Genomic DNA, 11855 nt, shown 5'->3' on the forward strand with positions numbered 1-11855 from the left:
ACAAGAAAGGAAAAGAGCGCTGCCCAGCAGTGCTCTACAAATGGGCGGTAATCTGTTACTCATTGTTATAGCGTTTTTATTAGTCGTATTAAATGGTTTTTTTGTAGCCGCCGAATTTGGCTTAGTCAAATTACGGCAAACTCGCGTAAGAGCGATTGCCAAAAACTTTGGCTGGCGCGGCAAGATTCTCGCTAAAGTACATGGCAACCTTGATGCCTATTTATCTGCCTGCCAGCTCGGCATTACCTTGGCATCCCTGGGTCTGGGATGGATAGGGGAACCTGCTTTCGCCAAACTGATTGAGCCTTTGATGACTTATGCAGGGGTAGATAACGAAAAAATCCTCCACGGCCTCTCTTTTGTCATTGCATTCTTTACTATTTCTTATTTGCACATTGTCATTGGTGAGTTAGCGCCCAAGACACTTGCCATTCGCATGGCCGAAAAAGTAGGCCTGATCACAGCGCCTGGTCTCTATGGTTTCTATTGGTTGATGTACCCTGCGATTTGGGGACTCAATCATAGCGCTAGCTTTGTGTTGCGATTATTGCACCTTGATAACGTGAACCATCAGGACAATCACTATACCGCTGACGAACTCAAGCTGATCTTACGCAGCTCGCATGCGGACGATAAATTCAGCCGTGAAGAATGGCGCGTGCTAGCGCAAGCGATTGATTTCCGCGAGCTGGATGTGGCTGACTTAATGCAACCTATTCGCGAAGCCGTAGTGCTATCTGCCGAAGACTCATTAGAAGCCAATATAGAGCGCATGCTGCAACACCGCTACAGCCGTTACCCATACATGGATGCTTCTGGTGAGATTACAGGAGTGATTCATATTAAAGACCTGTTTCTAGCGTCGCAAAAAGCTGATGAAGATGAAGCCGTTGAACTGGAAAGTCTGTTACGACCAATTCTAACCGTATCGCCAGAGCTTCCTGCTACCGAGTTATTTCGCCAGTTTCAGCAAGGTGCGCCGCACTTTGCGATTGTGAGTTACAAAGGGGGTGAGCCACTCGGCTTCATCACTATTTACAATTTACTTAGCGCACTCGTGGGTGAAATTCGTGATGAATTCCGCCCGCAACAGAATGAATGGCGCAAGCTGGATGACGGCTCATTACTCGGCAAAGCCAGTTTGCCTATCCCCACCCTGGAACGTACGCTTGGTATTGATATTGAAGATATTGAATCAGCTGAGGCCGATACGGTAGGCGGCCTTGTGCTCTGGAAACTAGGTGAGATTCCTGAAGAAGGCCAAAAAGTGAGCTTTGAGCAATTTGATATCGTGATCAAAAAAATGATTGGGCCACGCATACTTTTAGTACGCGTTTATCCTAAGCAAGAGCAAGATATTCAGTAAGTTTTAGTTAGATTAGCTAAGCTCCAGTTTGGAGCTAAAGCTTCAACTAGCATCTAAACTGCATACCAATAGCTAATATTTATCATAGCAATTAAAACAATTGATTTTTATTATTGTGCAACCTTGCCTACTATCTGTTGAAGCGCCAAAACGAATACGCTTCACAAGTGAAATATTCATTGGCTAAACTTAAAACCAGTTGATCCAGACAGGAGAAAAACATGAGCAAAACAACTTTAACCACATCCGTTGGCGCACCAGTGCCAGACGACAATAACAGCATCAGCGTTGGTGCGCGTGGCCCACTCACTTACGACAACCATTACTTGTTTGAGAAACTTGCGCACTTTAACCGTGAGCGCATCCCCGAGCGCGTAGTCCATGCTCGTGGTACGGCGGCTTACGGCACATTCACAGTGACTAAGAGTTTGAAGGATTACACCATTGCCAGCTTCTTGCAAAATGTTGGTCAGCAAACCGAAGTGTTCTTGCGCTTTTCAACTGTCGGTGGCGGGCAGGATTCTAGCGATTACGCTCGTGATCCGCGCGGTTTTGCGGTCAAGTTTTATACCTCTCAAGGCAATTGGGATATGGTCGGCAATAACACGCCAGTATTCTTTTTGAACGACCCGATCAAGTTTCCAGACTTTATCCATAGCCAGAAAAAAGATGCGCGCACCAATTTACCTAACCCTGTCAATGCATTCGAGTTCTGGGCGAATCATCCGCAATCATTGCATCAGATGACGATTTTGATGTCTGACCGTGGTATTCCATTGTCATATCGCCATGTGCATGGTTTCAGCTCACACACATTAAGTTTTTATAATGCCAAGGGTGAGCGTTTCTGGTGCAAATGGCACTTCAAAACCAATCAGGGCATCAAAACCTTGACCAATGAAGAAGCCGCAAAAATGCCAGCCAACGGCGCACAAAAAGATTTAGTGGATGCGATTGACCGTGGTGAGTTTCCATCATGGAAAGTTGAAGTACAGATCATGACAGAAGCCCAAGCCAAGACTTACCATATCAACCCGTTTGATTTGACCAAAATCTGGCCTTACAAAGATTTCCCTGTCATTGAAATCGGCAAGCTTGATCTCAATAAAAATGTGAATAACTACTTTGCCGAAACCGAGCAAGTAGCGTTTGCACCCAGCAATTTTGTGCCTGGTATCAATGCATCACCAGACAAAATGTTGCAAGGTCGTTTATTGGCTTATCAAGATGCACACCGCTACAGAATCGGGGCGAATTTCAACCAGATTCCAGTGAATGCAGGCAAGTGCCCAGTCAACCATTACCAGCGTGATGGCGCGTTTGCTGGCATGGGTTGCCCAGTTGGTCACTCAAGTGACCAAGCCAGCTATACTAATGCCGCTCATACAGTGAGTGCATCTAACTTCTACCCAAATGACAGGGCAGCTACAGGCGCGCCAGTGCCAGCACCAGAAGTGGCCGTACCGCCAATGCCAGTGTTGGAAGACGCATGGATTAAGGCTTACGACCAAAGTGAAGAGGATTATCACTCCCAGGCTGGTGACTTATTCCGCATCATGAACGATGACCAGAAGCAGCAATTGTTTAACAATATTGCTGGCGGCTTATCGCAGGCCAGCAAGTCGATTCAAGAGCGCATGTTGGCTCAATTTGCAAAAGCTGACCCAGCGTATGCAGAAGGTGTGAAGAGCGCCATTGCTGCGATTAAGTAATTAAGCTGTACTACCATAAAAACAAAGCCCGCAATTGCGGGCTTTGTTTTATTAGACTAGATCAATCGTTAGAAAAGCGCTGCTCTAACCAAGGGTCAGCCTCGTTGTGGTATCCACGCTGCTCCCAAAAACCTGGCCTATCTTCGGCATGTATCTCTATAGATTTCAACCATTTTGCACTTTTCCACGCATAGCGTTTAGGTACTACCATGCGCACAGGTCCGCCATGCTCGGCGGTCAAAGGGTGACCCAATACACTATGCGCAACAAGCACATCATCATCCAGCAAGGCTTCAAGCGGCAGATTGGTGGTGTAGCCATCGTAGCTGTGTAAAGTCACATATTTAGCCAGTGGCAAAGGTGCGGCCTGCATGAGCAATTCGCTGGCGGAGACGCCCTCCCAATCCATATCAAGCTGTGACCAGCGGGTGACACAGTGAAAGTCTGAAACATCCTTGATTTGCGGCAGCTTGCGAAACTCACCCCAGTCTAAAGACAGTGGATTTTCAACCAAGCCAAATATGCGCAGATTCCAATTAGTGGTGTTGATATTAGGACGGATACCAAGATCAAGCACAGGGAAAGTGGTCACGCGCGTTTGACCAGCAGGAATGCGCTCATCATTGCTTGGCTTGCTGGGCTTTACTCCCTGCAATTTAGCTTTCACAGCAAGTGCTACCTTGCCTGCGATCATTTTCTTCCAGTCTGGCATTCGGCTTCCTTTTTCTAGGTGGGCACTTTTTGCTTTTTGAAGCTATCCAGCAACAATAACATCACGCCGCCAGTAATCGCCGAATCTGCCATATTGAACGCAGGCCAATAGTAGGTTTCATAATGGAAAAACAGGAAATCGACCACATATCCCAAAGTCAGTCTGTCATACAGATTACCCAAGGCACCGCCTAATATCATCGCCAGCCCGAAACAGAAAAGCTTTTGGGCTGCATGTTTACGCAGTAGATAAATGATTACGACAGAGGCAAACAGCGCAATCGCACTGAAGAAAACGCGCTGCCAACCGCCAGCCTGGCTTAAAAAGCTGAACGCTGCGCCCTGATTGTGATAACGAACCAAGTCAAAAAACGAGGTGATTTGCACATGGTCGCCATACTCAAACGCCTGAACCACTAGGTGCTTGGTATAGAGATCAATCACTATCACCACTGCGCTCAGGGCCAGCCACCGCAGAAAATACTTATGCATATTTTCGTGGCTCACCAGCACCAAACAGATTGCTTAAACAACGACCACAGATCGTTGGATGCTCAGCATGCGAACCAACATCCGCACGGTAATGCCAGCAGCGGTCGCATTTTCTATATTTACTAGGAGTCACCTCAACCTTCTGCTCTCCTTGGTGCACAGTTGCTCGCGAAACTAGCAATATGTATTTTAGTTCATCCTCAAAACTAGCAAGGCTTGTATAAGTATTACCAGTTCTCCAAATATCAACTTCAGCAGCTAATGAAGAGCCAATCTTACTTTCTGCACGTTCATTTTCAATTAGCTTATTAATTGTTTGTTCACGCAGGTTTCTAACAAATTGCCATTTAGCGATTTCGTCATCATCTAGCTCATGTTTTGGCAATACATACCAAACCTCCTCAAACACAGTTGCATCCTGATTCAAGCCCAACGTCTGCCAGATTTCATCTGCAGTAAAACTCAGAATCGGCGCCATCAAGCGCATCAACGCGTGAGTGATATGGTACAAAGCGCTTTGGGCCGCACGTCTTGGATGTGACGTTTCGCCAGTGGTATAGAGGCGATCCTTTAGTATGTCGAGATAGAAGCTACCCAAATCTTCAGAGCAGAAAGCAACAAACTTTTGCACAGCCAAATGGAATTCGTAACGGTCATAATCTGCCAGAATTTCAGCCTGCATTTTCTCGGTCAGCACTAGTGCATAACGGTCTATTTCCAGACATTCACTGACAGGTAACAAGTCTTTACTAGCATCAAAATCAGCTAAATTAGATAACAAGAAGCGCAAGGTGTTACGTATACGGCGATAACTATCAGCAACACGTTTCAAGATTTCCTCAGAAAGAGAAATCTCTCCTGAGTAATCAGTAGATGCAATCCAGAGGCGCAACATATCAGCCCCCAAGCGGTTGCAAATGTCCTGTGGTTCGATGCCGTTACCTTTTGATTTCGACATCTTGTGGCCTTTTTCATCCACGGTAAAACCATGCGTCAGCAATGCCGCATATGGCGCATGCCCATCAATAGCACAATCAGTCAACAGTGATGACTGAAACCAGCCACGATGCTGGTCTGAACCTTCAAGATAAAGGTCTGCCGCTGGCCTGCCTTCAGCTACCCGTTTTTCCACTTCGTCTTTATAAGCTTCATGTGAACGCAACACTGCAAAGTGCGTAGCACCGGAATCAAACCAAACGTCCAGTGTGTCGGTCACTTTTTTGTATTGCTCGGCATTTTGCGGGGCATGCTGTGCCAAGAAGGCAGTACCATCCAGGCTAAACCAAGCTTCAATGCCCTGCTGCTCAACCTGTAAAGCTACTGTCTCGAGCAACTCCAATGTCAATGGATGCAATTCACCGCTTTCCTTATGCACAAACAATGGCATAGGCACGCCCCAGTTACGCTGGCGTGAAACACACCAGTCTGGCCGGTTTTTGATCATGGCCTCTAAACGTGCCCGACCCCATGACGGATAGAACTCTGTATGGTCTACTGCATTGTTTGCATACTCGCGGAGGGTTTTACCAGATACGCCTTCTACATTCATACCGATGAACCATTGGTGAGTGGCTAACTGCATCAATGGGGTTTTATGACGCCAGCAGTGCGGAAAGCTATGGTTCAACCTGGCGCTAGCTAACAAAGTGCCATTGTCCCGCATCACAGAAAGAATGACCTTATTTGCCTCTTGCCTTGATAAACCGCGAATTGCTTCAAGCTCAACCAAGTCGCTGGTGAAGAATTTACCATCACCCCCAATAAGGATTTTTGGCTTTTCATCGGGGAAATTAGCACGCATCACCAACCAATCATCATTGCCATGCGCCGCTGCGGTATGCACTAAACCAGTACCCGCTTCAGTTGTTACATGCTCCCCCGTGATGATAGGCACTTGGCGCTTATCGAATGGATGATTCAACAATAACTTGTTTAATGTAATTCCTTTGGTAGTAGCTAATACTGTGTAGTTTTCTTCACCATATCTAGCGAGCGTAGCTTCAGCTAAATCATGGGCAAGAATCATCAGCCCTTTGCTAGTTTGTATCAAATCGTAGTCAAAATCAGGATGCACGCTGACCGCCTGATTTGCTGGCAATGTCCACGGGGTAGTCGTCCAGATAACAGCATAAACATTGCTTGTGACTGGCACACTAAACACTTTACTCAACGCTGTGTTATCTGCCACTGTAAAACCTACATCAATCGCCGGTGAGTTTACATCTTCATATTCCACCTCAGCCTCAGCCAATGCCGATCCGCAATCCACACACCAGTGCACAGGCTTGCTGCCCTGATACAGATAGCCATTTTTATATATCTCGCCCAAAGCACGCATGATATTGGCTTCGGTAGTGAAATCCATGGTCAGATAGGGATGATCCCAGTCACCCAGAATGCCAAGGCGAATAAAGTCTGCCTTCTGCTTCTCTACTTGCTCAAGCGCATATTCACGGCATAGTTCGCGAAACTTTGCGGCAGGGATATTCTTTCCGTGCAATTTTTCTACTACCAACTCTATGGGCAAACCATGACAATCCCAGCCGGGCACATATGGCGCATCGAAACCAGACAGGTTTTTCGACTTGACGATGATGTCCTTAAGTATCTTGTTTACTGAGTGTCCGAGATGAATCACTCCATTGGCGTAGGGAGGGCCATCATGGAGAATAAACTTACCCTTAGGCGAGTTCTTGCGCGCTTCACGAATACGCTGATATACCTTTTTTTCTTGCCACTGTTTCAGCCATAAGGGCTCACGCTTGGCGAGATCGCCGCGCATGGGGAAAGGAGTTTCAGGCAGGTTCAGTTTATATTTTGCTTCATCAGTCATTTAAAATCTCAACACATTCTATGGTTGTCATTGCCATCAGGCAGCAATGACGGAATTATGAAAATCTCTAGCCACTCGCGCATCCAGGGAAATTTGTGCCTTTAAGGCTTCAAAGTCAGGGAATTTCTTCTCATCACGTATTTTGTGCAAAAAGCTCACGTGCACGTGCTGGCCATATAAATCAGCATCAAAATCAAACAGGTGAACTTCAAGCGATAACTTTGGAATACCTGCCACTGTTGGGCGCACGCCCATATTGGCCACACCAGCATGCACATTCAGCGCCGCATCGGTCAATTTTACAGCATACACACCCGTTAGCGCAGGCCGTTCGTGCCGCATATGCACATTGGCTGTAGGGAAGCCCAATTGTCGGCCACGCTTGGCGCCATGTACGACTTTGCCACTGATGCTGTAATTGCGGCCAAGGAATGATTTAGCTTGTAGCAAAGCGCCCACTTTCAAGGCATCGCGAATACCTGTACTTGAAATACGCACATCACAAAACTTCACTTCAGGCACGCTGATGATGTGAAACCCCGCATCGCGTAAATCGACTATTCCGCCGTGGCGCTTGGCGCCAAACCTGAAGTCATCACCGACCAATATTGCCTTTGCATTCAGCGCAGTTTTAAGAATGTCTTGCATGAATGATTCTGCAGTTATCGCCGAAAAACGCTGGTTGAAGCGGCAGATATAGATCTGCTCTACACCTGCATCAGCAAAAAACTCCAGTTTTTCGCGTAGCGAGGTAAGACGCGCAGGCGCTTGCTCTGGCGTAAAGAATTCACGCGGATGCGGCTCAAAAGTCATGACGACAGACTTCAGATTTTGCTCGTGAGCAGTATGCACAAGCTTTGCAAGCAAAGCTTGATGTCCAAGATGCACGCCATCAAAATTGCCAATTGCCAATGCACTTGGGGCAATTTTAGCTGGGCCTGAAATATCTTCAGGGAAATGACGATGTACCTGCATAACTAAGCCACCGTGCGCCGCGTAAAGTCTTTAAGGCGAAAGCCTAATAGCCACAACATAGCAAAGTAAACAACCGCGCCCAGCGAAACCAGCGCTGTTAGCCTAGACAGTTTTTCTACTAAGCCATATTTCAACCAAAGCGCATTCGCGCCTGCTCCGTAAAACAATATGGCGGCCATTATGCTTACGGCAACTAGCAGCTTGAGCAGAAATACGGTCCAGCCAGCTTGTGGTTTATATATATTGGCGCGGCGCAGATGGTAATAGAGCAAGCCAGCATTCAGGCAAGCGCCCAAACCAATCGCCAGTGCCAGACCAGCATGTATCGGCAACTCCGCTTGCTTAAATGCATAGTAAAACAAGATATTCATGAGCTGAGTAGCAGCCAACGTGAAAATGGCAATTTTCACTGGGGTTTTAATGTTCTGCCTTGAATAAAATGCGGGGGCGAGTACTTTAACCATGATTAGCCCTAGCAGGCCTAGGCTGTAAGCAACCAAAGCATACTGTGTCATGAACACATCCTTCTCCACAAAGGCCCCGTATTTAAACAGGCTAGCAACCAAAGGCATTGAAAGTACGGCTAAAGCGACACTGGCTGGCAAGGCAAGCATAAAGGTTAAACGCAAGCCCCAATCCATGAGATGCGAGTATTCGCTATCATCTTTATCGGCAAACGATTTAGATAAGCTTGGCAACAGCACTGTACCCAATGCCACCCCTAATATACCCGTCGGAAACTCCATCAATCGATCGGCGTAATACAGCCAAGAAACACTACCCGTGACCAGAAATGAGGCGAAAATCGTGTTAATCAACAATGATAATTGGGAGATCGAAACCCCAAAAATAGCAGGCCCCATTAGCTTGAGTATGCGCCAAACGCCTTCGTCATGCAGATTCAGGCTGAACCTCGGCATAAACCCGATTTGCATGAGGAACGGTATCTGGAACGCCAACTGCAATACGCCGCCAGCAAATACCGCCCAAGCCAGCACCTTGATCGGCTCATCAAAATATTGCCCAAAAAATAAGGCTGCGACGATAAAACTAAGATTGAGCCAAGCAGGCGTAAATGCTGGCACTGAGAATTTGCTATAGGTATTCAGCACACCGCCAGCCAATGAAGTCAGCGAAATGAAGAAAATATAAGGGAATGTAATCCGCAACAAATCGACTGTAAGCGCGAATTTATTGGCATCTTTCTCAAATCCTGGCGCACTCAGATATACCACCCAAGGCGCTGCCAGCATGCCGAGTATGGTAACGACAATGAGCGCAAGACCAAGTAATGTTGCTACATGGTTAATTAAGTCATGTGTTTGCTCTGTGCTGCGTGTTTTTTTATATTCCGCTAAAACAGGCACGAATGCTTGTGAAAACGCGCCTTCGGCAAACATCCGACGTAAAAGATTGGGGATTTTAAAGGCGACAAAGAACGCGTCAGTATAAGCGCCAGCACCGAAGATGCGTGCAATCAGGGTATCGCGCACGAAGCCCAAAATACGCGATAAAAACGTCATACTGCCAACAGCAGCTAATGCTTTTAGCAAATTCATTCAACACACATCATAAGAGAGTCTTAAAATTATAAGGTTAGCTTAAAACAAAGCGGGATTAGATTCGGTTAAGTGCTTTAAACAACTGTTGATTTTAACATGACAGTCACACAAGCTCTAATAGATACCTTGCAAACAATCCTAAAAAACGCTAATATGCTCGGCTTCGTATTTTATAACTCATTTAGGAAAAAACATGGCCAATAGCGCACAAGCTAGAAAACGTGCCCGTCAGGCAGTAAAGCAACGCGCTCACAACGCTAGCTTGCGCTCTGCCCTGCGCACTGCTGTTAAAAAGATCATTAAAGCTGTTGAAGCTGGCGATAAAGTCGCTGCCCAAGCTGCTTACAATGAGAATGTAAGCGTGATCGACCGTATTGCGGATAAACAGATTATTCACAAGAACAAAGCTGCTCGTCATAAGAGCCGCCTGAGTGCTTCTATCAAAGCATTAGCTGCTTAATAGAACTACCAGAAATAAAAAAGCCGAACTTGATGTTCGGCTTTTTTATTGTCCTAATTCAGGAAAATTCCTAAAACTAAACACCTATCCCAAGCACTGCTCGAGCCGTCATTGCCTGACTAAGGGCAGTCTCTGCTTTATCGGTGACTACCGTAAAGTGACCCATCTTACGGCCGGGCCTAGGCTCATGTTTACCGTATAGATGCAACTTAAGTGCAGTTCTGGCAAATAGCTGATCCCACTCAGGTTCGCCATCTTTCCAGACATCGCCCAGAATATTCACCATCACCGCCTGGCTATGCAGCCTTGCATCGCCAAGTGGCAAGCCAGCAAGCACGCGCACTTGCTGCTCAAACTGATTGGTGATGCAGGCATCAATCGTGTAATGGCCCGAGTTATGCGGTCTTGGCGCCATTTCATTGACCAGCAATTCACCATCGCAGACAAAGAATTCCACGCCCAGCACGCCAACATAATCCAATTTTTCAGCCAACTTAATGGCGAGTTGTTGGGCGCGGCTTTTAATAATCTCACTACCACGAGCGGGGACGATGCTGACATCCAGTATGCCGTTCAGATGCTGATTTTCAGCGGTAGGGAAGGGAGCAATTTTGCCTTCTGCATCACGCGCCAGAACCACAGATACTTCATAATCCAGCGAGAGCATTTTCTCTAGCACACAGACTTCCTGCTTGAAACTGGCAAATGCTGCGACCGCTTCCGCCTGTGACTTGACCCGTGCTTGGCCTTTGCCATCGTAGCCAAAACGCGCCACTTTAAGAATCGCGGGATAAATCGCATCATCATCTGCAGGAATATCGCTCACCTGATTCACCACTACAAAAGGTGCCACTGGCAGCCCAGCATCACGGATGAAATTCTTTTCAAGCACACGGTGTTGAGCAATTGCGACCGATTGCGCGGCTGGCCTTACAACAGTTGCTTGCGCCAGATACTCCATTGTGGAAGCTGGCACATTCTCGAATTCGGTCGTGACTGCGGCACAGGTCTGCGCCATCTTTTCCAGCGCTGCTTGATCAGCATAATCCGCACATAAATGCACATCGGCAATTTTGCCTGCTGGGCTATTCTTATCAGGGTCTAGTACGGTAACGCGATAGCCCATTTCGTGGGCAGCAATCACAAAAAAGCGGCCGAGCTGGCCGCCGCCGAGCATACCCAGCATGGCCGGGGGGAGAATCAATGCATTAGAACTCAAGGCTGCTCCGTCAATGTCATGTTCAATACTTTTTCAGTTTGCGTATTACGGAATGTGACCAGTTTTGCCGCTAGTGTAGCGTCACTAATCGCTAATATTGAAGCGGCGAATAAACCAGCATTGGCTGCCCCAGCTTCACCAATAGCAAAGGTGGCAACTGGAATACCTTTGGGCATTTGCACAATAGACAGTAGGGAGTCTTGACCTTGCAGATGTTTTGAAGCAACAGGCACACCCAGCACAGGCAATGTAGTTTTTGCAGCAACCATCCCTGGCAAATGCGCGGCGCCGCCAGCGCCAGCAATAATGACTTTAAACCCTTGGTCGATGGCATTTTCAGCAAACTCAAACATTAAATCTGGGGTACGGTGCGCCGAAACCACTTTGGCTTCGTAGGTAATGCCAAAATCAGCCAGCATTTTTGCAGCCGCTTGCATCACAGGCCAGTCGCTATCTGACCCCATGATAATCGCCACTTGTGGCTGATTGTTTGTTTTTTGTTGTGACATAGTCGCTCCCAATTCA

10 protein-coding genes are annotated in these 11855 nt (G+C 47.1%); 3 read left to right on the forward strand and 7 right to left on the reverse strand.

Features of this window, described 5'->3' with window-relative positions; translation table 11 throughout:
• Window positions 1-40 precede the first annotated feature (40 nt).
• Together ZMTM_RS10880 and ZMTM_RS10885 are read left to right on the forward strand one after the other, a co-directional pair.
• On the forward strand, window positions 41-1366 hold the full coding sequence (locus ZMTM_RS10880; RefSeq protein ID WP_221763868.1) for a hemolysin family protein: 1326 nt from the start codon (window positions 41-43) through the stop codon (window positions 1364-1366).
• 221 nt (window positions 1367-1587) lie between these two features.
• Window positions 1588-3078 (forward strand): catalase, encoded by a 1491-nt coding sequence (locus ZMTM_RS10885; RefSeq protein WP_221763869.1) that lies wholly within the window; start codon window positions 1588-1590, stop codon window positions 3076-3078.
• 61 nt (window positions 3079-3139) lie between these two features.
• On the opposite strand, the gene ZMTM_RS10890 is transcribed toward ZMTM_RS10885, so the two are convergent.
• From ZMTM_RS10890 to murJ, 5 genes are read right to left on the reverse strand one after another with little or no spacing between them, the layout of a single operon-like run.
• On the reverse strand, window positions 3140-3790 hold the full coding sequence (locus ZMTM_RS10890) for a sulfite oxidase-like oxidoreductase (protein ID WP_221763870.1): 651 nt from the start codon (window positions 3788-3790) through the stop codon (window positions 3140-3142).
• A 14-nt stretch (window positions 3791-3804) separates the two neighbouring features.
• Window positions 3805-4281: a signal peptidase II gene (gene lspA, locus ZMTM_RS10895; protein WP_221763871.1), complete on the reverse strand. Its 477-nt coding sequence runs from the start codon at window positions 4279-4281 to the stop codon at window positions 3805-3807.
• Window positions 4274-7114, reverse strand: coding sequence for an isoleucine--tRNA ligase (ileS, locus tag ZMTM_RS10900; protein ID WP_221763872.1), 2841 nt, complete (start codon window positions 7112-7114; stop codon window positions 4274-4276). The genes lspA and ileS overlap by 8 nt, the downstream gene beginning before the upstream one ends.
• Window positions 7115-7150: 36 nt before the next feature.
• Window positions 7151-8089: a bifunctional riboflavin kinase/FAD synthetase gene (locus ZMTM_RS10905; RefSeq protein ID WP_221763873.1), complete on the reverse strand. Its 939-nt coding sequence runs from the start codon at window positions 8087-8089 to the stop codon at window positions 7151-7153.
• A gap of 2 nt (window positions 8090-8091) precedes the next feature.
• Window positions 8092-9648 carry a murein biosynthesis integral membrane protein MurJ gene (murJ, locus tag ZMTM_RS10910; protein WP_221763874.1) on the reverse strand — a complete coding sequence of 519 codons (1557 nt, stop codon included), beginning with the start codon at window positions 9646-9648 and terminating at the stop codon, window positions 8092-8094.
• Between the two features lie 196 nt (window positions 9649-9844).
• Here murJ and rpsT point away from each other — a divergent pair, with 196 nt between their 5' ends.
• Window positions 9845-10111, forward strand: a complete 267-nt coding sequence (rpsT, locus tag ZMTM_RS10915) for a 30S ribosomal protein S20 (protein WP_221763875.1) — start codon at window positions 9845-9847, stop codon at window positions 10109-10111.
• Between the two features lie 76 nt (window positions 10112-10187).
• Here rpsT and ZMTM_RS10920 read toward each other — a convergent pair whose 3' ends face one another.
• Both ZMTM_RS10920 and purE read right to left on the reverse strand, forming a co-directional pair.
• Entirely contained in the window at window positions 10188-11330 is a 1143-nt protein-coding gene (locus ZMTM_RS10920; RefSeq protein ID WP_221763876.1) for a 5-(carboxyamino)imidazole ribonucleotide synthase, read from the reverse strand.
• On the reverse strand, window positions 11327-11839 hold the full coding sequence (gene purE / locus ZMTM_RS10925; protein WP_221763877.1) for a 5-(carboxyamino)imidazole ribonucleotide mutase: 513 nt from the start codon (window positions 11837-11839) through the stop codon (window positions 11327-11329). The genes ZMTM_RS10920 and purE overlap by 4 nt, the downstream gene beginning before the upstream one ends.
• Window positions 11840-11855 lie beyond the last annotated feature (16 nt).

The organism is Methyloradius palustris, from assembly GCF_019703875.1.
GTDB lineage: Bacteria > Pseudomonadota > Gammaproteobacteria > Burkholderiales > Methylophilaceae > Methyloradius > Methyloradius palustris.

Bases quoted from the DNA above. Each gene is read 5' to 3' on its own strand.
- rpsT (WP_221763875.1), top strand. From the start codon at position 9,845: ATGGCCAATAGCGCACAAGCTAGAAAACGTGCCCGTCAGGCAGTAAAG.
- ZMTM_RS10880 (WP_221763868.1), top strand. From the start codon at position 41: ATGGGCGGTAATCTGTTACTCATTGTTATAGCGTTTTTATTAGTCGTA.
- purE (WP_221763877.1), bottom strand. From the start codon at position 11,839: ATGTCACAACAAAAAACAAACAATCAGCCACAAGTGGCGATTATCATG.
- murJ (WP_221763874.1), bottom strand. From the start codon at position 9,648: ATGAATTTGCTAAAAGCATTAGCTGCTGTTGGCAGTATGACGTTTTTA.
- ZMTM_RS10890 (WP_221763870.1), bottom strand. From the start codon at position 3,790: ATGCCAGACTGGAAGAAAATGATCGCAGGCAAGGTAGCACTTGCTGTG.
- lspA (WP_221763871.1), bottom strand. From the start codon at position 4,281: ATGCATAAGTATTTTCTGCGGTGGCTGGCCCTGAGCGCAGTGGTGATA.
- ileS (WP_221763872.1), bottom strand. From the start codon at position 7,114: ATGACTGATGAAGCAAAATATAAACTGAACCTGCCTGAAACTCCTTTC.
- ZMTM_RS10885 (WP_221763869.1), top strand. From the start codon at position 1,588: ATGAGCAAAACAACTTTAACCACATCCGTTGGCGCACCAGTGCCAGAC.
- ZMTM_RS10905 (WP_221763873.1), bottom strand. From the start codon at position 8,089: ATGCAGGTACATCGTCATTTCCCTGAAGATATTTCAGGCCCAGCTAAA.